This window comes from Stenotrophomonas sp. YJH_SMC_127 (assembly GCF_059372445.1).
Map to the genome: position 1 here is coordinate 66,772 of NZ_JCAFVO010000012.1, position 26,885 is coordinate 93,656.

24 protein-coding genes and 12 tRNA genes are annotated in these 26,885 nt (G+C 66.2%); 28 read left to right on the forward strand and 8 right to left on the reverse strand.

The genetic code is table 11. From position 1 onward, the window contains the following. Positions 1-2: 2 nt before the first annotated feature. From phoR to AC5QAB_RS19560, 3 genes are all read right to left on the reverse strand, one after another. Complete coding sequence (phoR, locus tag AC5QAB_RS19550; RefSeq protein WP_005415460.1) at positions 3-1,334, reverse strand: phosphate regulon sensor histidine kinase PhoR; 1,332 nt, start codon at positions 1,332-1,334, stop codon at positions 3-5. 106 nt (positions 1,335-1,440) lie between these two features. Beyond that, entirely contained in the window at positions 1,441-2,130 is a 690-nt protein-coding gene (gene phoB, locus AC5QAB_RS19555) for a phosphate regulon transcriptional regulator PhoB (protein ID WP_005408258.1), read from the reverse strand. Between the two features lie 116 nt (positions 2,131-2,246). Beyond that, positions 2,247-3,893 carry a M48 family metalloprotease gene (locus AC5QAB_RS19560; RefSeq protein ID WP_014646090.1) on the reverse strand — a complete coding sequence of 549 codons (1,647 nt, stop codon included), beginning with the start codon at positions 3,891-3,893 and terminating at the stop codon, positions 2,247-2,249. Between the two features lie 142 nt (positions 3,894-4,035). Here AC5QAB_RS19560 and grxC point away from each other — a divergent pair, with 142 nt between their 5' ends. The 6 genes from grxC to AC5QAB_RS19590 all read left to right on the forward strand — a co-directional run bounded on the left by grxC (position 4,036) and on the right by AC5QAB_RS19590 (position 8,773). After that, on the forward strand, positions 4,036-4,326 hold the full coding sequence (gene grxC / locus AC5QAB_RS19565; RefSeq protein ID WP_004154541.1) for a glutaredoxin 3: 291 nt from the start codon (positions 4,036-4,038) through the stop codon (positions 4,324-4,326). Continuing rightward, positions 4,323-4,715: a carboxymuconolactone decarboxylase family protein gene (locus AC5QAB_RS19570; protein ID WP_004154542.1), complete on the forward strand. Its 393-nt coding sequence runs from the start codon at positions 4,323-4,325 to the stop codon at positions 4,713-4,715. The genes grxC and AC5QAB_RS19570 overlap by 4 nt, the downstream gene beginning before the upstream one ends. Positions 4,716-5,037: 322 nt before the next feature. Further along, positions 5,038-6,042: an isocitrate dehydrogenase gene (locus tag AC5QAB_RS19575; RefSeq protein ID WP_495233576.1), complete on the forward strand. Its 1,005-nt coding sequence runs from the start codon at positions 5,038-5,040 to the stop codon at positions 6,040-6,042. 247 nt (positions 6,043-6,289) lie between these two features. Further along, positions 6,290-7,033 (forward strand): cysteine hydrolase family protein, encoded by a 744-nt coding sequence (locus AC5QAB_RS19580; protein WP_197562148.1) that lies wholly within the window; start codon positions 6,290-6,292, stop codon positions 7,031-7,033. Between the two features lie 53 nt (positions 7,034-7,086). Then, positions 7,087-7,995: a LysR family transcriptional regulator gene (locus AC5QAB_RS19585; protein ID WP_032961780.1), complete on the forward strand. Its 909-nt coding sequence runs from the start codon at positions 7,087-7,089 to the stop codon at positions 7,993-7,995. 25 nt (positions 7,996-8,020) lie between these two features. Then, positions 8,021-8,773, forward strand: coding sequence for a sulfite exporter TauE/SafE family protein (locus AC5QAB_RS19590; protein WP_069118519.1), 753 nt, complete (start codon positions 8,021-8,023; stop codon positions 8,771-8,773). Between the two features lie 11 nt (positions 8,774-8,784). On the opposite strand, the gene AC5QAB_RS19595 is transcribed toward AC5QAB_RS19590, so the two are convergent. Both AC5QAB_RS19595 and AC5QAB_RS19600 read right to left on the reverse strand, forming a co-directional pair. Further along, positions 8,785-9,405: a flavin reductase family protein gene (locus AC5QAB_RS19595; RefSeq protein ID WP_197562149.1), complete on the reverse strand. Its 621-nt coding sequence runs from the start codon at positions 9,403-9,405 to the stop codon at positions 8,785-8,787. A gap of 89 nt (positions 9,406-9,494) precedes the next feature. After that, positions 9,495-10,253 carry a Bax inhibitor-1/YccA family protein gene (locus AC5QAB_RS19600; protein ID WP_032961785.1) on the reverse strand — a complete coding sequence of 253 codons (759 nt, stop codon included), beginning with the start codon at positions 10,251-10,253 and terminating at the stop codon, positions 9,495-9,497. A gap of 180 nt (positions 10,254-10,433) precedes the next feature. Here AC5QAB_RS19600 and AC5QAB_RS19605 point away from each other — a divergent pair. From AC5QAB_RS19605 to AC5QAB_RS19690, 18 genes are all read left to right on the forward strand, one after another. Beyond that, a tRNA-Pro gene (locus tag AC5QAB_RS19605) sits at positions 10,434-10,510 on the forward strand. Positions 10,511-10,549: 39 nt separating this feature from the next. Beyond that, a tRNA-Arg gene (locus AC5QAB_RS19610) sits at positions 10,550-10,626 on the forward strand. Positions 10,627-10,800: 174 nt separating this feature from the next. Continuing rightward, positions 10,801-10,877 (forward strand) — tRNA-His (locus tag AC5QAB_RS19615). A gap of 79 nt (positions 10,878-10,956) precedes the next feature. Further along, a tRNA-Lys gene (locus AC5QAB_RS19620) sits at positions 10,957-11,032 on the forward strand. Positions 11,033-11,228: 196 nt separating this feature from the next. Further along, positions 11,229-11,304 (forward strand) — tRNA-Lys (locus AC5QAB_RS19625). A 220-nt stretch (positions 11,305-11,524) separates the two neighbouring features. Beyond that, complete coding sequence (locus AC5QAB_RS19630) at positions 11,525-11,893, forward strand: hypothetical protein (protein WP_100449487.1); 369 nt, start codon at positions 11,525-11,527, stop codon at positions 11,891-11,893. 139 nt (positions 11,894-12,032) lie between these two features. After that, positions 12,033-12,117 (forward strand) — tRNA-Leu (locus AC5QAB_RS19635). Between the two features lie 189 nt (positions 12,118-12,306). Further along, positions 12,307-13,602 carry a trigger factor gene (tig, locus tag AC5QAB_RS19640; protein WP_032961818.1) on the forward strand — a complete coding sequence of 432 codons (1,296 nt, stop codon included), beginning with the start codon at positions 12,307-12,309 and terminating at the stop codon, positions 13,600-13,602. 74 nt (positions 13,603-13,676) lie between these two features. Beyond that, positions 13,677-14,303, forward strand: a complete 627-nt coding sequence (gene clpP, locus AC5QAB_RS19645) for an ATP-dependent Clp endopeptidase proteolytic subunit ClpP (protein WP_019659528.1) — start codon at positions 13,677-13,679, stop codon at positions 14,301-14,303. 126 nt (positions 14,304-14,429) lie between these two features. Next, entirely contained in the window at positions 14,430-15,719 is a 1,290-nt protein-coding gene (gene clpX, locus AC5QAB_RS19650; RefSeq protein WP_014646099.1) for an ATP-dependent Clp protease ATP-binding subunit ClpX, read from the forward strand. A gap of 143 nt (positions 15,720-15,862) precedes the next feature. Next, positions 15,863-18,310, forward strand: a complete 2,448-nt coding sequence (gene lon / locus AC5QAB_RS19655) for an endopeptidase La (protein ID WP_014646100.1) — start codon at positions 15,863-15,865, stop codon at positions 18,308-18,310. A gap of 219 nt (positions 18,311-18,529) precedes the next feature. Further along, positions 18,530-18,802 (forward strand): HU family DNA-binding protein, encoded by a 273-nt coding sequence (locus AC5QAB_RS19660; protein WP_004146343.1) that lies wholly within the window; start codon positions 18,530-18,532, stop codon positions 18,800-18,802. An 11-nt stretch (positions 18,803-18,813) separates the two neighbouring features. Then, a tRNA-Val gene (locus AC5QAB_RS19665) sits at positions 18,814-18,888 on the forward strand. A gap of 26 nt (positions 18,889-18,914) precedes the next feature. Next, positions 18,915-18,991, forward strand: a tRNA-Asp gene (locus tag AC5QAB_RS19670). 83 nt (positions 18,992-19,074) lie between these two features. Beyond that, positions 19,075-19,151 (forward strand) — tRNA-Asp (locus tag AC5QAB_RS19675). Positions 19,152-19,238: 87 nt separating this feature from the next. Beyond that, positions 19,239-19,315, forward strand: a tRNA-Asp gene (locus tag AC5QAB_RS19680). 106 nt (positions 19,316-19,421) lie between these two features. Continuing rightward, positions 19,422-19,498 (forward strand) — tRNA-Asp (locus AC5QAB_RS19685). 181 nt (positions 19,499-19,679) lie between these two features. Continuing rightward, the gene (locus AC5QAB_RS19690; RefSeq protein ID WP_197575003.1) at positions 19,680-21,635 is read left to right on the forward strand and encodes a peptidyl-prolyl cis-trans isomerase; all 1,956 of its coding nucleotides are present in this window, start codon (positions 19,680-19,682) and stop codon (positions 21,633-21,635) included. A gap of 175 nt (positions 21,636-21,810) precedes the next feature. On the opposite strand, the gene AC5QAB_RS19695 is transcribed toward AC5QAB_RS19690, so the two are convergent. Further along, positions 21,811-23,013: a lytic transglycosylase domain-containing protein gene (locus AC5QAB_RS19695; protein ID WP_046429131.1), complete on the reverse strand. Its 1,203-nt coding sequence runs from the start codon at positions 23,011-23,013 to the stop codon at positions 21,811-21,813. Beyond that, positions 23,010-23,774, reverse strand: coding sequence for a hydroxyacylglutathione hydrolase (gene gloB / locus AC5QAB_RS19700; RefSeq protein WP_014646155.1), 765 nt, complete (start codon positions 23,772-23,774; stop codon positions 23,010-23,012). Before gloB ends, AC5QAB_RS19695 begins: the two co-directional genes overlap by 4 nt. A gap of 11 nt (positions 23,775-23,785) precedes the next feature. Here gloB and AC5QAB_RS19705 point away from each other — a divergent pair, with 11 nt between their 5' ends. The 3 genes from AC5QAB_RS19705 to dnaQ are packed head-to-tail and all read left to right on the forward strand — an operon-like array spanning position 23,786 to position 25,631. Continuing rightward, a complete protein-coding gene (locus tag AC5QAB_RS19705; RefSeq protein WP_041863105.1) occupies positions 23,786-24,430 on the forward strand; it encodes a methyltransferase domain-containing protein in 645 nt (214 codons plus the stop codon). A 12-nt stretch (positions 24,431-24,442) separates the two neighbouring features. After that, entirely contained in the window at positions 24,443-24,895 is a 453-nt protein-coding gene (gene rnhA / locus AC5QAB_RS19710) for a ribonuclease HI (RefSeq protein ID WP_014646157.1), read from the forward strand. 4 nt (positions 24,896-24,899) lie between these two features. After that, positions 24,900-25,631: a DNA polymerase III subunit epsilon gene (gene dnaQ / locus AC5QAB_RS19715; protein ID WP_014036152.1), complete on the forward strand. Its 732-nt coding sequence runs from the start codon at positions 24,900-24,902 to the stop codon at positions 25,629-25,631. Between the two features lie 111 nt (positions 25,632-25,742). Here dnaQ and AC5QAB_RS19720 read toward each other — a convergent pair whose 3' ends face one another. After that, positions 25,743-26,447 (reverse strand): PP2C family protein-serine/threonine phosphatase, encoded by a 705-nt coding sequence (locus tag AC5QAB_RS19720; protein ID WP_014036153.1) that lies wholly within the window; start codon positions 26,445-26,447, stop codon positions 25,743-25,745. 165 nt (positions 26,448-26,612) lie between these two features. On the opposite strand from AC5QAB_RS19720, the gene AC5QAB_RS19725 reads away from it, so the two are divergent. Then, positions 26,613-26,703, forward strand: a tRNA-Ser gene (locus tag AC5QAB_RS19725). Positions 26,704-26,885: the final 182 nt, after the last annotated feature.

A 26,885-nucleotide genomic window follows, 5' to 3' on the forward strand; every position in this document is an offset into this window, starting at 1 on the left:
CGTCATTCTTCGATGGAGGTCAGGGGGGCGGACTCGCGCGGGCGCACGTGGTCGGCATCGAAATGGCAGGAGAACACCGAGCCCTTGCCGACTTCGCTTTCAATCTCCAGCCGTGCGTGGTGCAGGCCGAGGATGTGCTTGACGATGGACAGGCCCAGCCCGGTGCCGCCGCTCTCGCGCGAGCGGCTGCTGGACACACGGTAGAAACGTTCGGTCAGGCGCGGCAGGTGGGTGGCGGGAATGCCGTAGCCGGAATCGCGCACCGCCAGCACGGCGCCGTCGCCTTCGCGGCGGAACTCCACCGCAATGCGGCCCCCGGCCGGGGTATAGCGCACCGCGTTGGTGACCAGGTTGGAGAAGGCGCTGTGCAGTTCCTTGGTCGAACCCTGCAGGTCGACACCGGCCAGATCATCGATGCTGATCTGGTGGCGGCCCTGGCTGTGCGCCTCGGCCTCGCGGCGCAGGGTCGCCAGCATCGGCTGCATGGCCACGGTCTCTTCCTCGCTGTGCTCCTGCGATTCCAGCCGCGACAGGGTCAGCAGGTCTTCCACCAGCTGGGCCATGCGCTGGCTCTGCTTGCGCATTTCTTCCAGCATCGGGCCGGTGCCGGGGAAGTCCTCCGGATCCATCATGTCCAGGTAGCCGTGGACCACGGTGAGCGGCGTGCGCAGCTCGTGTGAAACATTGGCCACGAAGTCGCGGCGCACCTGTTCCAGGCGCAGCAGCTTGCTGACGTCGCGGGCGATCAGCAGCCAGTAATCCGACGAATAGGGAATCAGGCGCAGGTTCAGGCGGATCGCCGGATCGACCGGCGAGGGCACGTCCAGGATCGGTTCGGCATTGCGGCCACCGGCCAGCCAGTGGGCCAGCGGCATCGGCTGCAGGCGTTCGACCAGGGCCTCGCCAAGGTCGCCGGGATGGTGCAGGCCGAGCAGGGCGGTGGCCGCTTCGTTGAACCACTGCACGCGCTGGCTGTTGCGGTCCAGCACCACCACCGCGTCGGGCAATGCGGCGGCGGCGGCGCGGTAGCTGCGCAGCATGTCCAGCAGGCGGCGCTTGCGCACGCGCATTTCCACCTGGTTGCGATACAGCAGGCGGTCCAGTTCGTTCCAGACGCCGGTGCCTTCTTCGGCGGTGTCCCAGCGCTGGCGTGCGGTCAGGCGGCGCAGCACGCTGCGCAGGCGCCAGTAATGCCAGGCCAGGGTGGCCAGCGCGCCCAGCGCGATGCACAACCACAGATGGCCCGTGAACCACCCCACCAGTCCGGCGAACAGCAGTACCGCGGCAACGGTGGCCAGGGTCTTCAACCAGGCAGAGCGGATGTGGCGGGGCATTGCGGTCTCGTCGTTGAGGTGCGGCGGTTCACTGGAGTGAACCAAGGGTTATAGCAGAGTTGCCGGCACCGGCACCCGCAGGTGCGCGGTGCCGGCACGACGAGACTCAGGTGGCAGTGGAGAACCGGTAGCCGGCGCCGCGCACGGTCTGCACCATGTTCTCGGCGTTGAACGGTTCCAGCGTCTTGCGCAGGCGGCGGATATGCACGTCGATGGTGCGCTCCTCCACGTACACGCTGCCACCCCATACATGGTCCAGCAGCTGCGCGCGGGTGTAGACGCGCTCCGGATGGGTCATGAAGAAGTGCAGCAGGCGGTATTCGGTCGGGCCGATCGGCACCGGCTGGTCGTTGGCGAACACGCGATGGGCGGCGCCGTCGATGCGGATCGGGCCGACTGCCACGCTGCCGTCCTCGTCGTCCTCGCGGGCACGGCGCATCACCGCACGGATGCGCGCCAGCAGTTCGCGCGCCGAGAACGGCTTGACCACGTAGTCGTCGACGCCGGCTTCCAGGCCACCGACGCGGTCGTTCTCTTCGCCGCGGGCGGTCAGCATGATGATCGGCACTTCGCGGGTCAGCGTTTCCTTGCGCCAGCGACGGGCCAGGTCCAGGCCGCTGGTGCCGGGCAGCATCCAGTCCAGCAGGATCAGGTCCGGAACGCGGTCGGCGATCGCGGTCTGGGCCTCCCGGGCATCGCCGGCGTGGACCGGTTCGTAATCGCCCTTGCGAAGGGCGAAGGCGACCATTTCACGGATCGCGGGCTCGTCATCGACGATCAGGATGCGTTTCTGCACGAGGACACCGTAGGGCTCGGTTACTGGAGTGGTGCCAGTAGACTACGGTTTGATGACATGTTTGTGACTGCCCGGCCGGAACCGGCCTGGATTGCCATCGGCCGGTCATGCAGCGCTCAGCGCCGGTCCAGGTCCGGGTCCTGCACGCCCTGGCGGCGCAGCTCCAGCACGGTCGGGGTGATCGCTTCGATGCGGGCATCGACCCGCGCGCGGCCAATGTAATCCAGCGCCGGGTTGCGCTTGAGCGCCTGCAGCTGCAGCAGCGCCTGTTCCGGCCGACCGCTGAGGAAGGCGGCCTCGGCATAGGCCTCGCTGGCACGCACGCTGTCGCCGGCCAGCTCGCTGGCGCGGGCAAAGCGCTGCTGGAAGACCGGATCGTTACCGCTTTGCGACAACAGGGGGCGCAGCATCGCCTGCGCGCGCTGGCCGGCCTCGCGGTTGCCCTGTTCGTTCAGGATCTCGGCATAGGTCAGTGCCACCGGGCGGCTGTTGGGGTGTTCGCGCAGCAGCTGCTCGAAGCGGCTGTTGGCCTGGGCCGCCTGGCCTGCCCGCGATTCCGCTTCGCCCAGGCCCAGCGCCAGCCACAGGTTGCCGGGATGGGTCTGGAGCAGGCCGGCCAGGGTCTGCCGGGCCTGGCCGGCGCCGGCACGGCCACCGCGCATGACCGCCAGCGCCTGGCCATAGCGCTGCGCATCGTTGAGACCGTCCTTCTGCCGCTTGGCCAGGTCGGCATACTCGCGTTCCAGCTCGGGGGTGGAATCCGCGCTGAGCACGCGCAGGCGCTCACGTGCCCAGTCGAAGTCGCCGCTGGCGCCACGGTTGAGCTGGCCGATCGGGAGGCGCAGCACACTGCTGGGCAGCAGCGGGTTGTTGCCGCGCAGCAGCGGCTCGCCCAGGCTGGGATCGGCCGGGTCCACCCGCTCCTTGCGCTCGCCGGTGGGGGTGCTGGTGGTCAGCAGCACCGTATCCTTCTTCATCTGCTCGGCGCGGGCCTTGGCTTCGCTGATGCGGGTGATATTGACCGGGTGGGTGCGCAGGAACTCGGGCACGCTGTAGCCCCCTTCGTTGCCACGCATGGCCGCCGACATCCGTTCGAAGAAGCCGGCCATGGCATCCACGTCGTAGCCGCTGCGCGACAGGGTGCGGATGCCGAGGCGGTCGGCCTCGGACTCGTTGGAGCGGGTGTAGTTGATCTGCCGTTGCTGCATCAAGCCCATGCCCGAGCTGATCGCGGCCATCGTCGCGTTGCCGGACGACGTGCTGTTGCTGGCCTGGGCGGCCACCACCGCTGCCAGCATGCCCAGCAGGATCGGGATCTGGTCACGCTGGGCGCGCTCGACGCCGCGCAGCACATGCTGCTGGGTGACGTGGGCGATTTCGTGGGACAGCACCGCAGCGACCTCGTCCTCGCGCTCGGCGGTCAGCACCAGGCCGGCATTGACCCCGATGTAGCCGCCCAGCGTGGCGAACGCGTTGATCTGGCGGTCGTTCATCACGAAGAAGGTGTACGGCTGCCGCGGCTGGTCACTGTTGGAGCCGAGCCGGGTGCCCATGGTCTGCAGCCAGTCGTTGACCAGCGGATCTTCCAGCAGGTAGCCGTAGTTGCGCAGCTCGCGCAGCATCATCGCGCCGTACTCGGCCTGGCGGGCCGGGGTCAGCAGCTCGCCGGCCGAGGAGCCGATGTCGGGCAGCTTCTCCTGAGCCTGGGCCAGCGGCATGGCCAGGGCCAGGGTGACGGCGGTAGTCAGCAGCAGGGCTCGCAAGCAGGAGTTCCTCGGGCGGGGCGCGCCAAGCGTGGCAGGGCGGGGGGCAACCATTCGTTAATCCACAGTGTTGCGGCCGTGGCGTGGAAATTCCAGCGCACCGGTACCATATGTAGACCGTCGATCCATCGTGGAGTTTCCCGTGACAGCCCAGACCGCCGGCGGTGCCCCCGCCATCACCATCTATTCCACCGCCGTCTGCCCGTACTGCGTGGCCGCCAAGAACTTCCTGAAGAGCAAGGGCCAGCAGTGGACCGAGGTCCGCATCGACCTGGACCCGGCCGAGCGCGAGAAGATGATGGCGCTGACCCGCCGCACCAGCGTGCCGCAGATCTTCGTCGGCGACGTCCATGTCGGCGGCTACGACGACATGATGGCCCTGCACCGTGAAGGCAAGCTCGAGCCGCTGCTGGCCGGGCAGGGCCAGGCATGAGCGCGGCCGACGACGGCAGCAAGGACCGCATCGCCGAGTTCACCGAGTTCCGCAAGCGCATGAACGAGCGGATCCTGGGTGAGCCGAACCAGGTGGTGCGCCGCTTCTTCGCGCTGGACACGCAGACCTACCAGGCCGGCGCGCTGGACGTGAAGACCAAGGAGCTGCTGGGCCTGGTGGCCTCGATGGTGCTGCGCTGCGACGACTGCATCAGCTATCACGTGGCCCAGTGCAAGGACGCCGGCGTGACCCGCGAGGAGTTCTTCGAGACCTTCTCGGTCGGCCTGGTGGTGGGCGGATCGATCGTGATCCCGCACCTGCGCCGCGCGGTCGACTTCCTCGACCAGCTTGAAGGTGGCGCCGCCGCCCCGGCAGCGCACGAGCACTGAGGGGCGTGCCGGCCGCTGGCCGGTATTCCCTGAATCCGGCAGGGCCGGGGTTGCCGGCCAGCGGCCGGCACTACCGCACCCGCGAGGGGCCTTCCCACGATCCAACAGCCCAGGAGCCCCCTTGTTGTTCAAGGGGGCGCGCCGACAGGCGCGGGGATAAGGCGGAATGCGCGGGCAATTCTGCCTGGGCCGGGCACTGGGACCATGGTCTATTTGGGACCTCGGCCCCGGCTCAGGCATAATTGCCGGTGAAACTTCCTTTGCGCCGGCGTTTCCGGGCACGTCCGGACGGCGTTTTTCCCCCTGTTCGGAACATCGATCAATGACGCAGAAAATTACGGTCATCCGCGGCGACGGCATTGGCCCGGAAATCATGGACGCCACCCTGTACGTGCTCGACCAGCTCAAGACTGGCCTGGAGTACGAAGACGCCGACGCCGGCCTGGTGGCCCTGGAAAAGCACGGCGACCTGATGCCGGCAGTGACCCTGGAATCGATCGCGCGCAACAAGGTCGCGCTGAAGAGCCCGCTGACCACCCCGGTCGGTGGTGGCTTCACCTCGATCAACGTCAGCCTGCGCCGCCACTTCGACCTGTACGCCAACGTGCGTCCGGCCCACACCTTCCCGAACACCAAGTCGCGTTTCGACAACGTCGACCTGATCACCGTCCGTGAGAACACCGAAGGTGCCTACCTGGCCGAAGGCCAGGAAGTGTCGGCCGACGGCGAAACCGCCTTCTCCGGCACCCGCATCACCCGCAAGGGCTCCGAGCGCATCGTGCGCTACGCCTTCGAGCTGGCCAAGAGCACTGGCCGCAAGAAGGTCACTGCCGTGCACAAGGCCAACATCATCAAGTCGACCTCGGGCCTGTTCCTGAACGTCGCCCGTGAAGTCGCCGCACAGTACCCGGAGATCGAGTTCCAGGAAATGATCGTCGACAACTGCTGCATGCAGCTGGTGATGCGTCCGGAACAGTTCGACGTGATCGTCACCACCAACCTGTTCGGCGACATCATCTCCGACCTGTGCGCCGGTCTGGTCGGCGGCCTGGGCCTGGCCCCGGGTGCCAACATCGGCAAGGACGCGGCGATCTTCGAAGCCGTGCACGGCACCGCGCCGGACATCGCCGGCCAGGGCAAGGCCAATCCGTGCGCGCTGCTGCTGGCAGCCGCGCAGATGCTGGACCATGTCGGCCAGCCGGAGAACGCCGAGCGCCTGCGCAAGGCCATCGTGGCGACGATGGAAGCCAAGGATTCGCTGACCGGCGACCTGGGCGGCACCGGCACCACCATGAGCTTTGCCCAGGCCATCGCCAGCCGCCTGTAAGCGGCCGGCCGACCTCGGTTGGATCCACAGCGGGGCGCCTTCGGGCGCCCCGTTGCGTTGTGGGCCGGCCCGGTAGATCCACGCCGTGCGTGGATGACGGGGCCTTGGTCCGCAGCCACCCATGGGGTGGCTCTACAGGGGAATTGTCTGTGCGTATATTGCACAGATCATGTGCCGCTAGGCGGCTGGTTCGTGCGTCATGTGCTCCGCATCCTGTGCCCACTTCCCAACGCACTGGAGCTCGAACATGAACCTCACCGCCTTCGGCCTGGCCAGCCTGATCGGCATGGCCACCACCGCCCCGGTCGCCGCCGCCGAGCCGGCCCATCCCACCATCCGCCACATGGCTGGCGCGCCGGTCGCGACCTCGCTGGATGCGGCAAAGACCGCCGTGCTGGTCATCGACTTCCAGAATGAATACTTCGATGCCACGGCCGCACCGGGCTTTGCCGGTGGCCGCATGGTCATTCCCGATGGCGTGGCCGCGCTGCGGCAGGCGAAGCGGGTGGTCGAATTCGCCGACGCCCATGGCATCCGCGTGATCCATGTGCAGCACGTGCTGTCGGCGGGTGCGCCGCTGTTCGCACAGGGCAGCGTCAATGCTGCCTTCCATCGCGACCTGCAGCCGCGCCAGGGCGAGACCGTGGTGCAGAAGGACAATGTCAGCGTGTTCGCCGGCGCGTCCGCCACCGTGCTCGACCCGCTGCTGAAGAACGCCGGCATCGACACCCTGATCGTCACCGGCCTGCAGACCCATGCCTGCGTGGCTGGTGCCGCGCGCGACGCGGCGGCCGCGCCCCGTGGTTACCGGGTGATCGTCTCGTCCGATGCCAGCGCCAGCCGTGACCTGGACCTGGCTGGCGGCCGGCGCATCGGCCATCGCACGCTGCATGAAGCCGCTCTGGCCCAGATCGAGGACGCCTTCGGCGATGTCATGACGACTGACGCGATCCTGGCACTGCCGGTGCGCAAGGCCGGCGACGGCGCTTGATAAGCTGGCGGGGCCCGCATGCCGCGGGCTCCGCCACGTGGAGCTGCCCGCCGATGGATCACTTCGCTGCCCTGCGTGCACTGCGCGCCATCGTCGATGCGGGCAGCTTCACCGCGGCAGCCGAGCGCCTCGGTACCACCCACTCGGCGATGTCGCGGCAACTGCGGCAGCTGGAAGAACACCTGCAGGTGCGCCTGCTCGATCGCAACAGCCGCCGGCTGTCGTTGACCGAGGCCGGGCGCGACTACTACCGTGAGGCGGCAACGCTGCTGGACCGCCTGCAGGAAGCCGACGACCGTGCCCGTGCCGGGCAGGCGCAGCCCAGTGGAAGCGTGCGGATCAGCGTGCCGCAGGTGGTGGCCAGCCAGGAGCTGCCGCACTGGCTGCCGTCATTCCTGCAGCGTTACCCCCAGGTCACGCTGGACCTGTCGGCCGATGACCAGCTGGTCGATGTGGTCGGTGGTGGTTTCGACCTGGCCCTGCGCATCGCGGCTTCACTGCCGGACAGCCAGCTGGTCGCGCGCGAGCTGGCCAGCTGCCCGCGCATCCTGGTCGCCGCACCGGCCTACCTGGCACACCACGGACTGCCGCGGCAGGCAGCGGACCTGGCTCATCACACGCTGCTGGGTTTCAGTCCCACGCCAGCAATGCCGCCCTGGCAGTTGCAGGGGCCGCGCGGCGCAACCGCGAGCATCGAAGCCGGGCAGCGCCTGCGCGTGGATGCCACGCCCGCACTGTACGCCGCCGCGCTGGCCGGCATGGGCATCAGCCTGTTCACCGCCTTCACCGTGCAGGAGGATCTGCGCGCCGGTCGTTTGATCCGCGTGCTGCCGGCCTGGCATGCGGGCCAGCGACGCTACTTCGCGCTGTACCCGCATGCACGTGCACTGGCGCCCAAGGTGCGTGCGCTGGTCGAGCATCTCGCGGCGCACTACGCTGCACAGGTGAGCGCGGCAGGGTAGTCGCGCGGTTGCAGCCGGGGTGATGATGGAGTCGGTGTATCTGCTGGTCGCGCTTGGCGCGATCGTCGCCGGATTCGTACAGGGCCTGTCCGGTTTCGCCTTCGGGATGGTAGCGATGTCGTTCTGGGCATGGGGGCTGGAGCCGCGACTGGCCGCTGCGCTGTCGGTGTTCGGCGCGCTGGTCGGTCAGCTGGTGGCCGTGTTCACCGTGCGGCGTGGCTTCAACCTGCGCCTGCTGCTGCCGTTCGTGCTGGGCGGCCTGGTGGGCATTCCGCTCGGCGTGATGGTACTGCCACACCTGGACATGGACTGGTTCAAGGCGCTGCTGGGCGGCTTCCTTGCGCTGTGGTGCCCGGTGATGCTGATGGCGCGATCATTGCCGCCGATCCGCGTGGGTGGTCGTATCGGTGACGCGATCGCCGGCATGGCAGGTGGGGTGCTCAGCGGCATCGGCGGTTTCGCCGGACCGGTGCCGACGCTGTGGAGCACGCTGCGTGGCTTCGGCAAGGACGAGCAGCGCGCGGTCATCCAGAACTTCAACCTGGCGATGCTGGCAGTGACCATGGCCACCTATGTCGGCAGCGGCCTGGTGAGCCGGCAGATGCTGCCGTACTTCGCCATCGTGGCGCCGGCGATGCTGGTGCCGACCCTGCTGGGTGCGCGCGTCTACATCGGCATCAGCGAGGCGCGCTTCCGGCAGATCGTACTGAGCCTGTTGACCGCGTCGGGCATCGCATTGCTGGCGTCGTCGATGCCGGCGCTGCTGGCGCGGTCGTAACCGGTTGAACGTCAGGTCGGGCGGAACATGCGGAAGCGCTGTCCGGCGCCGATGCGGAAGTAGTCGGCAGGCCCGCCGCCGCGCAGGATCGGGGTCGCCGCAGCGGTGTCGTAGATGCCATCGACCAGCAGCCGTTCATCGATATGCACCGTCACCACTTCGCCCAGCACCAGCCAGCCGTTGGTGTCCTGGCCGGCGGCATCGCGCAGGCGGACGATCTGCGTGCAGCGGCATTCCATGCTTACCGGGCTCTGTGCCACGCGGGGCGGTGTGACCTGCGTTGAGGCCAGTGGCGTCAGGCCGGCAAGGACGAACTCGTCGACATCCGGCGCGACCGCACGGCAGCTTTCGTTCATCGCCTCGGCCAGGTCGAAGGTGGCCAGGTTCCAGACGAATTCACCGGTGGCTTCGATGTTGCGCAGCGAGTCTTTGCGGCCCTGGCTGGAGAAGCCGATGATCGGCGGGGTGTAGTTGAAGGCGTTGAAGAAGCTGTAGGGCGCCAGGTTCAACGTGCCCTGTGCGTCGCGGCTGGAAATCCAGCCGATCGGGCGCGGGCCGATGATGGCGTTGAACGGGTCATGCGGCAGACGGTGGCCCTCTGCCGGGCGGTAGCTGTGGAAGGTGTCGGGCATGGGGGCAGGGGACGTGTGGGCTTGCTCGACTCTACAAAAAAGCCGCGACCCTTGCGGATCGCGGCTTGTCTTTCTCGGCGTGGCTGGACTCAGCGCTGCTGGATCTTCGACAGCAGGCGCAGGAACTCCACATACAGCCAGACCAGGGTCACCATCAGGCCGAATGCGCCATACCACTCCATGTACTTCGGCGCGCGCTGGGCCACGCCGGTTTCGATGAAGTCGAAGTCCAGCACCAGGTTCAGCGCCGCCACGACCACCACGAACAGGCTGAAGGCGATGCCCAGCCAGCTGGAGTCGTGGATCACCGGCACGTTGATGTTGAAGAAGCCCAGCACGAACGAGGCCAGGTAGAGCAGGGCGATGCCGCCGGTGGCGGCGACCACGCCCATCTTGAAGTTCTCGGTGGCCTTGATCACGCCGCTGCGGTACGCGAACAGCAGCGCAAACAGGGTGCCGAAGGTCAGCAGCACGGCCTGGAACACGATGCCCGGGAACTTGGCGTTGAACACGGCCGAGATGGCGCCGAGGAACACGCCTTCCACCAGCGCGTACATCGGCGCGGTGACCGGCGACCATTCCTTCTTGAAGATGGTGATCAGCGCCAGCACCAGGCCGCCGATGCCGCCGCCCAAGGCGTACAGCTTGGCCGCGTCCATGACCTGGCCGTAGTCGTCGATGGTCTGGTTCCAGGCGAAAGCGGCCGTCAGCACGGTCAACAGCAGCAGGAAACCGGTCTTGTTGACGGTGCCGTTGAGGGTCATTGCCTGGTCGGGGCTGGTCACCACCGAACCGCTGGCGAGGTCGAGGAAGGTCGACTCGGAAAGAGCCGGGTTGCCGCTGCGCATGCGTGTTCTCCGTGCGAATGAGGGTCAGGACGGCCATCCGGCCGATGGGCGTGAGCATAGCCGATGACTGCTTTCGGCGTTGTGGCAGGCCGCGGAACTGCGCATCCTTCGTTGACAGTTCCCAACGCGCTTGGCGACAATGACCAACTCCCCGGGCCTGACCCGAGGGGATTGCAAGACCGGGGTATAGCGCAGTCTGGTAGCGCGCCTGCTTTGGGAGCAGGATGTCGGGGGTTCGAATCCCTCTACCCCGACCAATCCCACGTCACGTCGGATTGGACACCGTTCCGGTTCGGGCGCCCGTAGCTCAACTGGATAGAGCACCGGCCTTCTAAGCCGGCGGTTACAGGTTCGATTCCTGTCGGGCGCGCCATTGGCGGGACAGCGGGATCGCATCGGCGGATGTGAAGAAGTGCTTGCAAAAGCGTAAAGACTCCACCAGAATATCGGACTCGCTTCGGCGGACCGGAACTTCGGTGACAGTCTCCAGGCAAGGTTTCAAGGTTCCAGTGCTGGCGGTATCGGCGGTGGAGCGAAAGTTTCAGTGGTGGCTGTAGCTCAGTTGGTTAGAGTACCGGATTGTGATTCCGGTGGTCGGGGGTTCGAATCCCCTCAGCCACCCCACTGATTCAACCGCATCGGCGCAGCCGAAACGGTATTGCAATAAACAGAAAGCACGCTACAATGTGCGTCTGAGTTTCACGGGCCGTTAGCTCAGTTGGTAGAGCAGTTGACTCTTAATCAATAGGTCCAAGGTTCGAATCCTTGACGGCCCACCAAGACGGAAGCCACCTGGTACGCCAGGTGGCTTTTTTCTTATAGGTGTGACCCTTTCATTTCAATGGGCCACACGTTGCAGGGCCCCGCCTGGCGTGGATCTGCAACGCATTGGGATCGCAGTGCTGGTTTCAACGATGTTGAAGAAAGTGCTTGCACCCACCGAGCGGATCGGGTCATAATTCGCGCCCCGATTTCGGGCTGTTAGCTCAGTTGGTAGAGCAGTTGACTCTTAATCAATAGGTCCAAGGTTCGAATCCTTGACAGCCCACCAGACGAAAGCCACTTGGTCATCCAGGTGGCTTTTTTCTTGCCCGCACGCCGGGTTGCGCTTCATCCACGCATGGCGTGGATCCACTGAAGCAGTGCTGAAATCAGGGGCATACGCGTCATCAGTGTTTTCAATGCTGTGCACTGCTTCTCACCGCATGGCGTCCTGCATCGCACCCAATAGATCTTCCGCGCCGATGGCGCATGCAGGAAGGAAGATGTTGATGGCTGAGATCACTCGATTGCACGGCACGGTGTGGATTCCCTTCGCGTTGATGGCACTGGCGGCCTGCACGCCGGGCAATGATCCTGCGCAGGCTGTCGAGCGTGATGCGGGCGCAGAGCGCATTCCGGCGCGCCAGATCGACGACGCCATGCAGTTGCGGCCGGCCCGGCCCGCGGAGGGGGAGGTCCTGCCCGGCGCGGTGGACGTACAGCGCAATGCGGACGGTTCGGTGGATGTGCGCAGGGCTGCGCCGGCGTCGGTGGCCCTGCGTCGCACCGACGATGGGGGCGTGGAGGTCCGGAAGGTGGATGCGGCCGTCGACCCGGGCTCAGGCGCGGCGCCGGCCCGCACGGTACCGCAGCAGTAGGCTGCGGCCAGCCCGGCGGGTCGCGCACCCGCCGGGCTGGCCGCGATGCAGCGATGGCGCGGAGCGTAGTGGATTCAGCTTTGTGCAGGCCTTCCGATTCCAGTCGCCGCCTGCGACAATGAACACCTGTGCCGGCCACGCGAAAGTGGCGGAATTGGTAGACGCCCTGGATTTAGGTTCCAGTGCCGCAAGGCGTGGGGGTTCGAGTCCCCCCTTTCGCACCAGTGCTGGCCTGTCCCCGCCCTGATCGGGCCATCGGCGCCCCCTTGACCGGCACGCGCTGGCAGTGCAGGCCGAATTGGGCGAAACTAAAGGGCTGCGGCAAGCAGGCGCGTCCCAGACGTCGTGTCCTAACAACCGTTTCATCCCAATCATCGAGCCGGGGGCCTGGGCCACCGGTGGCAGGAGTCAACATGCAAGCTTCGATCGAATCCACCGGCAACCTGGAACGCCGCCTGAGCTTCTCGCTGCCGGAAGAGCGTCTGCAGAGCCACATCGCCGGCCGCCTGGGCGAAATCGCCCGTACCACCCGCATCAAGGGGTTCCGTCCGGGCAAGGTGCCGGCCAAGGTGATCGAGCAGCGCTTCGGCGCGCAGGTCCGTGGCGAGGCGCTGGACGGCCTGCTGCGCGAGACCTTCGACGCGGCCGTGCGCGAGCACGACCTGCGCGTCGTCGGCAGCCCGCGCATCGACAAGGGCGACGAGGGTGAGTTCTCCTTCGTGGCCACCGTGGAAGTGGTGCCGGACTTCGGCGACATCGACGTCAGCAAGCTGACCGTCGTGCGCCACACCGCCGAGATCACCGACGCCGACATCGACCAGATGATCGAGAACCTGCAGAACCAGCGTCGCACCTGGGCCCCGGTCAGCCGTGGCGCGCAGGACGGCGACCTGGTCGCGGTGGAAACCTGGTCGCAGGCCGGCGAAGAGCGCCTGCCGGCCGAGGGCACCGAGAAGGGTTCGATCGTGCTCGGCCAGGGCATGATGTTCGACACCATCGAAAAGGGCCTGGTCGGCCTGGCCAAGGGCGAAGAGAAGACCCTGGACGTCGAGTTCCCGGCTGACTGGCGCGTGCCGGTGCTGGCCGGCAAGACCGTGCAGGTCACCGTCAAGGTTGCCGAAGTGTCCGAGCCGGTCGTGCCGGCGGTCGACGAAGCCTTCATCAAGAGCTTCGGCGTGAAGGGGGGCGACGTCGAGCAGTTCCGCAGCGACATCCGCGCCAACCTGGAGCGTGAGCTGAAGGGCGCGCTGATGAACCGCCTGCGCCGCGAAGTGGGCGAGCAGCTGATCGCGGCCTACTCGTCGGTGGAAATGCCGCCGCGCCTGGTCGAGAACGAAGCCCGCGCCATGCTGGCCCAGCAGGTCGAGCAGCTGCGCCGCAACGGCCAGAACGTCGGCGAGATCCCGGCCGATGCCCACGAAGGCTTCAAGGACGCCGCCGCCAAGCGCGTGCTGGTCGGCCTGCTGGTCGGTGAAGTGGCCCGCATCAACGACCTGCGCCTGGAAGCCAAGCGCCTGAACGAAACGATGCGTCTGATCGCCTCGACCTACGAAGAGCCGGAGCAGGTCATTGAGATGTACCGTAACGACCCCCAGCTGATGTCTGGCCTGCAGAACCGTGTGATGGAAGAGCAGGTGATCGACTGGATCGCCGAGCGTGCCCAGCACACCGAAGAGAAGCTGTCGTTCCAGGACGCGATCCGCCAGTAAGCCGGCGGATCACCGGATGCCCCGCGCCTTTGCCGGCGCGGGGTTGTTGCCCCCCAAGATAGGTACCTCACGTAATGGACAACCGAACCAAAGCCCTGAACCTGGTTCCGATGGTGGTCGAGCAGACCAGCCGCGGCGAGCGTGCCTACGACATCTATTCGCGCCTGTTGAAGGAGCGCCTGATCTTCCTCGTGGGCCCGATCGACGATCACATGGCCAACGTGGTGGTGGCGCAGTTGCTGTTCCTGGAATCGGAGAACCCGGAAAAGGACATCAACATCTACATCAACTCGCCGGGTGGCGTGGTCACCGCCGGCATGGCGATCTACGACACCATGCAGTACATCAAGCCGAATGTGAGCACCACCTGCATCGGCCAGGCCGCCTCGATGGGCGCCCTGCTGCTGGCCGCGGGCGAAGCCGGCAAGCGCTATGCGCTGCCGAACTCGCGCGTGATGATCCACCAGCCGCTGGGCGGCTACCAGGGCCAGGCCACCGACATCGACATCCACGCGCGTGAGATCCTGACCCTGCGTTCGCGCCTGAACGAGATCCTGGCCAAGCACACCGGCCAGTCGCTGGAGACGATCGCCCGCGACACCGAGCGCGACAACTTCAAGAGCGCCTTCGAGGCGCAGGCCTACGGTCTGGTCGACCAGGTCCTGGAGCGTCGTCCGGATGAGTCGATCCAGGCCGGTTGACCGGCCTTCACGGGGCCAGGGAGGCCCCGTTCCTGCAGGGTCGGGCGGGACTGGTGTCCCCTCGGCCCTGTGCTATTCTCGAATCGAACCCCCGTTCAGCGGGTGGGGTAACTGGGTAAGCGAAGCATGAGCGAAGACCGCCAAGGTCGTTCCACGGACACCGGCAAGATCCTCTACTGCTCTTTCTGCGGCAAGAGCCAGCATGAAGTGCGCAAGCTGATTGCGGGTCCGAGCGTATTCATCTGCGATGAGTGCGTGGAGCTGTGCAACGACATCATCCGTGAGGAACTTGAGGAAAAGGCGCAGTCGGCGCGCAGTTCGCTGCCCAAGCCGCGCGAGATCCTCGAGGTCCTCGACCAGTACGTGATCGGCCAGAACCGCGCCAAGCGCACCCTGGCCGTGGCCGTGTACAACCACTACAAGCGCATCGAGAGCCGGCAGAAGAACGACGACGTCGAACTGGCGAAGTCGAACATCCTGCTGGTCGGCCCGACCGGTTCGGGCAAGACGCTGCTGGCCGAAACCCTGGCCCGCCTGCTCAACGTGCCGTTCACCATGGCCGACGCCACCACGCTGACCGAAGCCGGTTACGTGGGCGAGGACGTGGAGAACATCATCCAGAAGCTGCTGCAGAAGTGCGACTACGACGTCGAGAAGGCACAGCAGGGCATCGTCTACATCGATGAAATCGACAAGATCTCGCGCAAGAGCGAGAACCCGTCGATCACCCGCGATGTGTCCGGCGAAGGCGTGCAGCAGGCCCTGCTGAAGCTGATCGAAGGCACCGTGGCCAGCGTTCCGCCGCAGGGCGGGCGCAAGCATCCGCAGCAGGAATTCCTGCAGGTGGACACCAAGAACATCCTGTTCATCTGCGGCGGCGCGTTCGCCGGGCTGGACAAGGTGATCCAGGCCCGTTCCACCGACGTCGGCAGCATCGGCTTCGGCGCCAAGGTGAAGAGCAGCGAGCGCAAGCAGGAAGTGGGCAAGGTGCTGGCCGAAGTCGAGCCGGAAGACCTGATCAAGTTCGGCCTGATTCCGGAGTTCGTCGGCCGCCTGCCGGTGGTGGCGACCTTGGAGGAGCTGGACGAGCCGGCCCTGATCAAGATCCTGACCGAGCCGAAGAACGCCATCACCAAGCAGTTCAAGAAGCTGTTCGAGATGGAGAACGTCGAGCTGGAGTTCCGTCCGGACGCGTTGTCGGCCATCGCCAGGAAGGCGCTCAAGCGCAAGACCGGTGCCCGTGGCCTGCGCACCATCGTCGAATCGGTCCTGCTGGACACCATGTACGACCTGCCGTCGCAGGAAAACGTCAGCAAGGTGGTGGTGGACGAATCGGTGATCGAGCACAAGTCCGAGCCGTACCTGATCTACCAGACCCCGGCGGTCCCTGAACAGAAGGCCGCAGGCGCCGAGTGATCCTTCCAGGTTGTTGATTGGAAAGGATTTTCAAGGAATGCCTTGCATCTGAAAGCCGATGGCCCCATAACGGGGCCATCGGCTTTTTTTGTCTCCGGAAGATGCCCTCCCGGAGGCGGTTTTCCCCCTTCCCTGGAGCCCCCATGGCCCGTTCCCCAAGTGAAACCCTCGACCTGCCGGTCCTGCCGCTGCGCGACGTAGTGGTGTTCCCGCACATGGTCATTCCGCTGTTCGTCGGCCGTGACAAGTCCATGCACGCGCTCGAACAGGCAATGGAGGCGGACAAGCGCATCCTGCTGCTGGCGCAGAAGTCGGCCGAAACCGACGACCCGCATGCGGCCGACCTCTACCAGGTCGGTACGCTGGCGCAGGTGCTGCAGCTGCTGAAGCTGCCCGACGGCACCATCAAGGTGCTGGTCGAAGGCCTGTCGCGCGTGCAGGTCACCCACGTTGACGAGCGCAACGGCTCGCTGCACGGCCAGGCCGTGGAGATCGACGCCAGCGACGAGCGCGAAGCGCGCGAGGTCGAGGCGATCGCCCGCTCGCTGATGTCGCTGTTCGAGCAGTACGTGAAGACCAACCGCAAGCTGCCGCCGGAACTGCTGCAGACGCTGTCGGGCATCGATGAGCCGGCGCGCCTGGCCGACACCATCGCCGCGCACATCAGCGTGCGCCTGGCCGACAAGCAGCGCCTGCTGGAAACGCTGGCCGTCGGTGACCGCCTGGAGATGCTGGTCGGCCTGGTCGACGGCGAGATCGACGTGCAGCAGATGGAGAAGCGCATCCGCGGCCGCGTGAAGTCGCAGATGGAGAAGAGCCAGCGCGAGTACTACCTCAACGAACAGATGAAGGCCATCCAGAAGGAACTGGGTGACCTGGACGATGCGCCTGGCGAGCTGGAAGAGCTGGCGCGCAAGATCGCCGAGGCCGGCATGCCGAAGGCCGTTGAGGCCAAGGCGCGCAACGAGCTGAACAAGCTCAAGCAGATGTCGCCGATGTCGGCCGAAGCGGCGGTCGTGCGCAACTACCTGGAGTGGTTGCTGGGCGTGCCGTGGAAGAAGCGCAGCAAGGTTCGCAAGGACCTGAAGGTGGCGCAGGACACCCTCGATGCCGATCACTACGGGCTGGAGAAGGTCAAGGAACGCATCCTTGAATACCTGGCGGTGCAGTCGCGCGTGAAGCAGATGAAGGGCCCGATCCTGTGCCTGGTCGGGCCGCCGGGCGTGGGCAAGACCTCGCTGGGACAGTCCATCGCCAAGGCCACCAACCGCAAGTTCGTGCGCATGTCGCTGGGCGGCGTGCGTGACGAGGCCGAGATCCGTGGCCACCGTCGCACCTACGTCGGTTCGATGCCGGGCCGCATCGTGCAGAACCTCAACAAGGTCGGCAGCAAGAACCCGCTGTTCGTGCTCGACGAGATCGACAAGATGTCGATGGACTTCCGCGGCGATCCGTCCTCGGCGTTGCTGGAAGTGCTCGACCCTGAGCAGAACAACGCGTTCAACGACCACTACCTGGAAGTGGACCTGGACCTGTCTGAAGTGATGTTCGTGGCCACCTCGAACTCGCTCAACATTCCCGGCCCGCTGCTGGACCGCATGGAAGTGATCCGCATCCCCGGCTACACCGAGGATGAGAAGCTCAACATCGCCACCCGTTACCTGGTGCCCAAGCAGGTCAAGGCCAACGGCCTGCAGCCGGAAGAGCTGGAGATCGGCAGTGACGCCATCCAGGACATCGTGCGCTACTACACGCGCGAGTCGGGCGTGCGCAACCTGGAACGCGAGATCGCCAAGATCTGCCGCAAGGTGGTGAAGGAGATCGCGCTGGCCGGCCCGCAGCCGGTGAAGGCGAAGAAGGGCGCGAAGAAGAAGGCGCTGGTGAGCGTGTCCAGCAAGAACCTGGACAAGTACCTGGGCGTGCGTCGCTTCGACTTCGGCCGTGCCGAGGAAGAGAACGAGATCGGCTTGGTCACCGGCCTGGCCTGGACCGAGGTGGGTGGCGATCTGCTGCAGATCGAATCGACGCTGGTGCCGGGCAAGGGCCAGCTGATCCTGACCGGCCAGCTCGGCAACGTGATGAAGGAATCGGCTTCAGCGGCGCTGTCGGTGGTGCGTTCGCGCGCCGTCGGCTTCGGCATCGACAGCGACTTCCTGCAGAAGCACGACGTGCACCTGCATGTGCCCGATGGCGCTACGCCGAAGGACGGCCCGAGTGCCGGCGCGGCGATGGTCACCTCGCTGGTATCGATGCTGACCAAGGTGCCGGTGCGTGCCGACGTGGCGATGACCGGCGAGATCACCCTGCGTGGTCGCGTCACGGCCATCGGTGGACTGAAGGAGAAGCTGCTGGCCGCACTGCGTGGCGGAATCCGCACGGTCATCATTCCCGAGGAGAACCGCAAGGACCTGGCCGACATCCCGGCCAACGTCACCCGCGATCTGGAGATCGTGCCGGTGAAGTACATCGAAGAAGTCCTGGACCTGGCGCTGGAGCGTCCGTTGGCACCGAAGAAGGCGCGCAAGAGTGCGCAACGTGTCACGGTGCGCAGCAAGGCCAAACCGAGTGGAAACGCGCGCGTCAAGCATTGACGCGCGCTGTCCAATGGCCCGAAACCCGCGTCGTTGCTGGCTTTCCAGCTTGCGTGGGGGTAGGGCCACTGGTATAAAAGCAGCACTCGCGAATGAGTGATCGCAGTCTGGCGATCGCTGAATTCGGCGAACCGTTTCCACATGGCGGCCGCATGCAGAGCGCGTGCGGTTGCTTCCCTGTCGAATAAGCGGAACCCACCGCCAAAGGAGTTGTAGAGAATGAACAAGACCGAATTGATCGATGCCGTTGCTGAAGCTGCAGACCTGACCAAGGCCGAGTCCAGCCGCGCTGTCGATGCCGTCGTTGCTGCCGTCACCAAGGCGCTGAAGGACGGCGATGCGGTCACCCTGGTTGGCTTCGGTACCTTCCAGGTCCGCGACCGTGCTGCCCGCACCGGCCGCAACCCGAAGACCGGCGACACCATCAAGATCGCTGCTTCGAAGAATCCGTCGTTCAAGGCTGGTAAGGCCCTGAAGGATGCTGTAAACTAAGCGGCTCGCTGGGGTGCTTAGCTCAGCGGTAGAGCGTCTCCTTTACACGGAGAGGGTCGGGGGTTCGAAACCCTCAGCACCCACCACAGCACCGCGGTAAAAGTTTGAGTGTGGAGCGGTAGTTCAGCTGGTTAGAATGCTGGCCTGTCACGCCGGAGGTCGCGGGTTCGAGTCCCGTCCGCTCCGCCATTCAACGAGGCCTCCGGCCAAAAGCTGGAGGCTTTGTTTTCTCCCCGGTCCAGGCCGGCTGAAAGCAAAAAAGGTAACAACGCGGAGCGGTAGTTCAGCTGGTTAGAATGCTGGCCTGTCACGCCGGAGGTCGCGGGTTCGAGTCCCGTCCGCTCCGCCACTACATCGAGGCCCCCGGCCTGAAGCTGGGGGCCTTGTCTTCTCACCGACAGGTTCGGAAGGAAGGCGAAAAGGTTTTTGCAAGAACGGAGCGGTAGTTCAGCTGGTTAGAATGCTGGCCTGTCACGCCGGAGGTCGCGGGTTCGAGTCCCGTCCGCTCCGCCATTGCAGAATTCTTAAGTCCCTGTGAAAAAACTTTGAAAAAAGTGTTCATCGGGCTGGGTTTCCAGGGAGTCTTCGGATATACTGGGCGCCTGCAAAGTTCAAGCGCGGAGCGGTAGTTCAGCTGGTTAGAATGCTGGCCTGTCACGCCGGAGGTCGCGGGTTCGAGTCCCGTCCGCTCCGCCAACTTCAAAAGCCCTCGGCGCAAGCCGGGGGCTTTTTCTTTGCGCCATGGTGGAAATGGCCGACACGCGGATGGCGCATGCCTGCCGATGTGGGCGCAGGCCGCGCTGGCGCTGCTTTTGGTCCCTGCGGCGAAGCGGGTTACACTGCCGGGCTCGCCAATAAGGCCTTGTGATTCCTCACCATGCTGCAGAAACTCCGCGACAAGACCTCAGGCTGGATCGTCACTGTGATCCTGGGGCTGCTGATGATTCCGTTCCTGTTCGTGATCGACAACAGCTACCTCGGTGGCGTTGGCGCACAGAACGTGGCCAAGGTTTCCGCGCCGCCGACCTGGTGGCGTTCGGCGCCGTCGTGGTGGCCGGTGCGCATGCTGTGGCAGCACCACGAGATCAGCTCGCAGGATTTCCGCACGCGTTTCGAGCAGGAGCGCATGCGTGAGCGCCAGCAGCAGGGCGACAACTTCGACCCGCGCGCGTTCGAGAGCACCGAGAACAAGATGGCCGTGCTCGACCAGCTGATCGACGAGCAGGTCGTGCGCCTGGTCGGTGAGCAGGCGGGCGTGGTGATCGGCGACGGCGCGGTGCGCGAGTACATCGCGACCATGCCCGCATTCCTCGATTCGAACGGCAAGTTCAACGAGAACAACTATCGCCTGGCCCTGGCCGGCGGCAACCCGCCGCGTACGCCGACCCAGTTCCAGGAGCTGGTGCGCGAGAGCCTGCAGCAGTCGGTGATTCCGTCGGGCCTGCAGAGCTCCGGCTTCGTCACCCAGGCAGAGACCGAGCGCCTGTTGAAGCTGCTGGGCGAAACCCGCGACGTCGAGCTGGCCGCGTTGCCGCCCGTACCGGCCGATACCGCGCCGGTCACCGATGAGCAGATCAAGCAGTGGTACGACAGCCACGGCAAGGATTTCCGCCAGGCCGAGAGCGTGTCGCTGGAGTACGTCGAGATCAACGGCGCGAACCTGCCGGCACCGGCGGCGGCCGATGAAGCCACCCTGCGCAAGCGCTATGAAGACGAGAAGGCGAAGTTCACCTCGCCGGAGCAGCGCCAGGCCTCGCACATCCTGATCACCGGTGACGGTGCAGAAGCGAAGGCGAACAAGATCGCTGCCGAAGCCAAGGCCGCTGGTGCCGATTTCGGCGCGCTGGCCAAGGCCAATTCGGAAGATCCGGGCTCCAAGGACCAGGGCGGGGACCTGGGTTGGGTCGAGCGCGGTGCGATGGTGAAGCCGTTCGAGGACGCGCTGTTTGCGGCCAAGGCCGGTGATGTGATCGGCCCGGTGAAGACCGAGTTCGGTTACCACATCATCAAGGTGGCCGCTGTGCGCGGTGGCCAGGGCAAGTCGTTCGAGGAAGTGCGTGACACGCTGGCCGCCGAACAGCTGAAGGCCGACGGTGAGCGCGGCTTCAACGAGCTGGCCGGTCGCCTGGTCGATGCCATCAACAAGAGCCCGAGCGACCTGGCCGCTGCCGCCAAGGAAGTGAACCTGCCGCTGCAGACGCTGGGCCCGATCACCCGCGCGACCGCCAGTGGCATTGCCGCTGACCCGGCCGTGCTGCGTGCGGCGTTCTCCGACGTGCTGGTGCAGGACGGCACCGCCAGTGACCCGATCGCCCTGGGGGGCGCGACCAACCACAGCGTGGTCATCCGCGTGGCTGCGCACACCCCGGAACAGGCCCTGCCGCTGGACAAGGCTCGTGACCAGGTGATCGCCGCGATCCGCGCTGACCGCCAGCGCCAGGCCAGCGACAAGGCGGCCGATGCCATCCTGGCCAAGCTGAAGGCGGGTGCCACCCTGCAGTCGCTGGCCGCCAGCGAGAAGCTGCAGCTGAGCCCGATGCCGGGCCTGCCGCGCAGCCAGCCGGTGCCGACCCCGGAAATCAACCGCGCGATCTTCAGTGCGCCGGTGCCGGCCGAAGGCAAGCCGAGCTATGGCAAGGTCGACGTCAATGGCCACGCGCTGCTGTTCGCGGTGAACAAGGTCAATCCGGGCGACATCAAGGAAGTGACTGCAGAGCAGCAGAAGCAGCTGAAGGAACAGCTGAGCCAGATCGATGGCATGGCCGCGGCCAAGGCCTACATCGAGGCGATGCGCAAGAAGTTCGTGATCCAGACCACCGAGGCGAACCTGTAAGCCTTGCGGTTGCATCCATGAAAAAGGCCCGGCACTGCCGGGCCTTTTTTTGTGCCTGCCGATGTGTAGCGTCGAGCCATGCTCGACTGCGTCTGCCGGGCGCAGGCATGAAAAGGCCGAGCAAGGGCTCGGCTCTGCAGGAAACAGGGCAGGGCGCGGCGGTGCCGCGCCGGACTCAGTCTTCCACGCGCAGCACGGCGCCCGGCTTCAGCACGCTGCTGCCGCTCAGGCCGTTCAGCGACAACAGGGCCTTGACCGGCATGCCGTAGCGGCGGGCGATGGTCCAGGCCGACTCGCCATCACGCACGGTGTGGCGGCGGCTGCGCGGACGATCAGCGATCGCGGCGACGGTTTTGGCCACCTGCGGCGTCGGTGCTGCGGTGGCGACTGGCGCAGCGCTGGCGACCAGGGCGGATGCGGTGTCCGCCACCGTCGCATTGGCAGCCGAGACAGGAGCCAGCACGCGGGTGGTACCCGACGAGGCGCGGCCACCGCCCGCCAGGGCGGGGTTGAGGCGGGCGATCCTGGCCGGGTCCAGGGCGCGCTGTGCGGCCCACTGCTGGACGCTGGTGCCGGCGGGCAGGGTGTGGTCCTTCAGCACCGGCACGGTGCGGTCCAGCGAGGCCATCACGCCCGGCTGGTCTTCCACGTCTTCCAGCACGCAGGCCAGGGCATGCAGCTTCTCGACGTAGGCATGGGTGACCGGCGACAGGCCGGGCAGCGCCGACGGCTTGGCGTTCTGCGCGTTCATGCCGGCCTTGCGCATGGACTGCAACACGCGGTACTCACCGGCGTTGTAGGCCATGGTGGCCAGGCGCCAGTCGCCGCCGAACATGCCGTGCAGGGTCTTCAGGTAGCGCACTGCGGCCTGGGTGGAATCGACCGCCGACAGGCGGCCATCGTAGCCGTTGGCCATGGGCACGCGGTGGTTGCGCGCGGTGGTGGCGATGAACTGCCACAGGCCGGTCGGGCCGCTGCCATTGCGGGCATTGGGCCGGTAGCCGCTTTCCACGAACGGGATCAGTGCGAATTCGGTAGGCAGGTTGGCCTTGCGCAGCTCTTCAACCACGTAGCCGAACAGCACCAGCGCATCGTCATCCTGGTTGGCCAGGCGCGACGGGGCGTGGGCGAACTGCTTCTGCCAGCGCGGGCTGGTGGCCTCGGCATTGCAGGTGGGCTCGGCCAGGCCGTCGCGGAAGCTGGAGAAGATCTCCTGGCCATTGCGGACCGACGCGGCCGGCAACGCGGCCGGATCCAGCGGCAGGGCCGCCGCGGCGGCCAGGTTCTGGCCGATGCCCGCGCCCAGCGACTGGGCACCGGCGGTTCCGGCCAGCCCCAGGACCAGGCCCAGGGCCAGCGGCAGACTTCGGCGCATCATGCGCGGAAGCCGTCTTTCCAGTGCCGGAGACCGGCCATGACGTCGACGTCGTCAACGACGTCGCGGCCCAGGTGCGCCGACACTGCCGCGCGGATCGGCGCCGTGTGCACACGCAGGAACGGATTGCAGTCGAATTCGTTGGCCAGGGTTACCGGCAGGGTGGAACGGTCATCGCGGCGCATAGCCAAAGCCTCCTCTTGGCGCTGCCACAGGGCAGCGTTGGCGGGGTCGACATGCCGCGCGAAGACGGCATTTGACACGGTGTACTCGTGGGCGCAACAAAGCAGCAGTTGCGCGGGCAAGGTACCCAGCTTGCGCATCGATGCCAGCAGCTGGGACGGCGTACCTTCGAACAGGCGTCCACAGCCCAGGCTGAACAACGAATCTCCGCTGAAAAGATGTTCAGCAGTGTGAAACGCGATGTGGCTGCGGGTATGCCCGGGCACGGATAGTACGTGGAACGTCCGGCCCAGTGCCTGAACGCGTTCACCTTCGCCGACCCGCTCGGTCGCTGCAGGGATGCGCTCCTCGACGGGCGCGATGACCCGTACACCGGGAAAACGTGCCTGCAACGCGGGCACGCCACCGATGTGGTCATCGTGGTGATGGGTGAGCAGGATCGTGTCCACGCGCAGGCCCTGATCGGCCAGCGCAAGCACCGGCGCGGCATCGCCGGGATCGACGACCACGGCGGCGCCAGCGTCGTCGATCAACGTCCAGATGTAGTTGTCCGCAAATGCGGGCAGGGCAGTCAGTCGCATAGAATTGGACCATGCCCGCGCTGCAGAGCACCCGTCAAGCGAGCCAGGCCCCGTGGTTCGACACTGAACCGGCGGGCTCCTTGCGCGTGCTGGAGCGGCAGTTGCTGCTGCCGCAGCTGTCTGTCCTGCCGACGCAGCCCTGGCTGTGGATCGCACCGAGTGCGGCCTGGCTGGAGGATGCGCAGCTGGGCGGGCGCGGGCTGCGGCTGTTCCGGCAGGGCCAGGGCTATGCCGGCGACACCCGCTGTGCGCTGCCGCTGCCGCTGGCCAGCGAGAGCGTCAACGCGGTCGTGCTGCAGCATGTGACCGCGGGCGATGCGGAGCGACTGCTGGACGAGTGCGAGCGTGTGCTGATGCCGGGCGGCCACCTGTGGCTGAGCAGCCTCAACCCGTTCAGCCCTTACCGCACGCATTGGCGCCAGCACGGACTGGTGGTGCGCACGCCACAGCGGATCCGCCTGCTGCTCGGCCGCCACGGGCTGGAGTGCGACGATATGCGTTACCTCGGCCCGCTCTGGCGCGGTGCAGGCAGTCGCCGCACGGGCGGTTGGGCGCCGCTGCGCGCGGCCTGCCTGTTCCATGCTGAAAAGCGCACGCTGGCCCTGCCCGGGCCGAAACCGTTGCCGGTGCGTTGGCTCGGCACCGTTGCCACCTGATCTGGAGTTGTATTGAAAACCATCGAAATCCACACCGACGGTTCCTGCCTTGGCAATCCCGGCCCCGGCGGCTGGGCTGCGCTGCTGCGCTACAAGGGCCACGAGCGTGAACTGAGCGGCGGCGAAGCGCACACCACCAACAACCGGATGGAGCTGATGGCGGCCATTTCCGGGTTGGAGACGCTCACCGAGCCCTGCAACATCGTGCTCTATACCGATTCGCAGTACGTGCGGCAGGGCCTGACGCAGTGGCTGCCCGGCTGGATCCGCAAGAACTGGAAGACCGCCGGCGGCGACCCGGTGAAGAACCGCGAGCTGTGGGAGCGCCTGCATGCCGCGACGCTGCGGCATCAGATCGACTGGCGCTGGGTAAAGGGCCACTCCGGTGACCCGGACAACGAGCGGGTGGATACGCTGGCGCGCAACGCGGCCATCCAGATCCGCGACGCCAGCCCGGTAAACTGAGCCCATGCGTCAGATCATCCTCGATACCGAAACCACCGGCCTGGAATGGAAGAAGGGCAACCGCATCGTCGAAATCGGCTGCGTGGAGCTGTTCAAGCGCCGCCCGACCGGCAACAACTACCACCAGTACATCAAGCCGGACTGCGAGTTCGAACAGGGCGCGCAGGAAGTCACCGGCCTGACCCTGGAGTTCCTGGCTGACAAGCCGGACTTCGCGCAGATCGCCGATGAGTTCCTGGCCTTCATCGATGGCGCCGAGCTGATCATCCACAACGCGGCGTTCGACCTGGGCTTCCTCGACAACGAGCTGTCGCTGCTGGGCCCGCAGTACGGGAAGATCACCGATCGCTGCACGGTGATCGATACCCTGGTGATGGCGCGCGAGCGCTTCCCGGGCCAGCGCAATTCGCTGGATGCGCTGTGCAAGCGACTGGGCGTTGACAACTCGCACCGTGCGCTGCACGGCGGCCTGCTCGATGCGCAGATCCTGGGTGACGTGTACATCGCGCTGACCTCGGGGCAGGAAGAGATCGGATTCGGCCTGGGGGATGACGATGGCGGTGGCGCCGGTGCGGCGCTGCAGGCCTTCGATACCAGCAAGCTGCTGCCGCGCCCGCGCGTAGTGGCCACGCCGTCGGAGCTGGAAGCGCATGCCGCGCGGCTGGAGCGGCTGCGCAAGAAGGCCGGCCACGCACTGTGGGATGGGCCGAAGGTGGAAGAGCCCGCCAGCGCGTAATGCCTGGAAGAGGTAGTGCCGGCCGCTGGCCGGCATCTGCGTGAACACGTTTCCCGGTGAGCCGGCCAGCGGCCGGCACTACCGCCTCCACGCATGGCGTGGATCTACGGGTTAATGGCAGCGCACCAGGATCACGCTGATGTTGTCGCGGCCACCGCCGTCGAGCGCGGCGGCGACCAGCGTGTCCACGCATTCCTGTGCGCTTGCATCCTCGAAGGCGAGGGTGCGGGCGATGCCGCGGTCGTCCACTTCCTCGGTCAGGCCGTCACTGCACAGCAGCAGCTGCATGCCGGGGCGCAGCTCGCCGCTGGTGGTGGCCACGTTCAGATGTGCCGGATCGGTGACGCCCAGCGCCTGGGTGACCACGTTGCGATGTGGATGCGCGCGTGCCTGTTCGGCCGTCAGGTTGCCCTGCGCGACCAGTTCCTGCACCACGCTGTGATCCTGGCTGAGCTGTGCCAGCTGGCCGTCACGCCAGAGGTAGGCACGGCTGTCGCCGACCCATGCCACTTCATAGCGATTGCCCTGCACGCGTGCGGCGACCACGGTGGTACCCATCGGCAGGGTGTCGTTGCGCCGCCGCGAGGCGCGGATGATCTCTTCGTCGGCGGTGCGGATGGCCTGGGCCAGCGGCGCGCCACGGCGGATCTCGCGCACGATGGTTTCGCGCGCCAGCGCGCTGGCCACCTCGCCGCAGGCGTGGCCGCCCATGCCATCGGCCACCAGCCACAGGGCCAGCTCGCTGTCACCGTAGTAGGTGTCTTCGTTGAGCTCGCGGCGCAGGCCGGGGTGGGTGAGGTGTCCGAATTCGATCATGGTGTGCAGGGGCGGGGTATTGCTGGGGAGACAGGCATCATCGGGGGGCTGCGGGCATCCGGCAAGGCATGCATCCAGGAAATTTTCACTTCATTGACCGGAATGACTTGTCGTCGGCCTGACTTCCTCGTATGATGCGCGTCCCCGGTCCGCCGGGGACCACCCGGAGAGGTGGCAGAGTGGTTGAATGTACCTGACTCGAAATCAGGCAGGCGTTTATAGCGCCTCGGGGGTTCGAATCCCCCCCTCTCCGCCAGATAAAGAAAAAGGGCTGCCGAAAGGCAGCCCTTTTTCTTTATCTGGCGCGGGACGCGACGCGCTCTGCGCGTCGCCCCACACGTTGCTGCGCAACGCGTGGGCCCCTCCCTTTGCCGGCCTCTCCCCGCCCCTGTCGGGGCAGCCCCTCAACAGAGGGGCTTGGTCCTCCAGATGCATCAC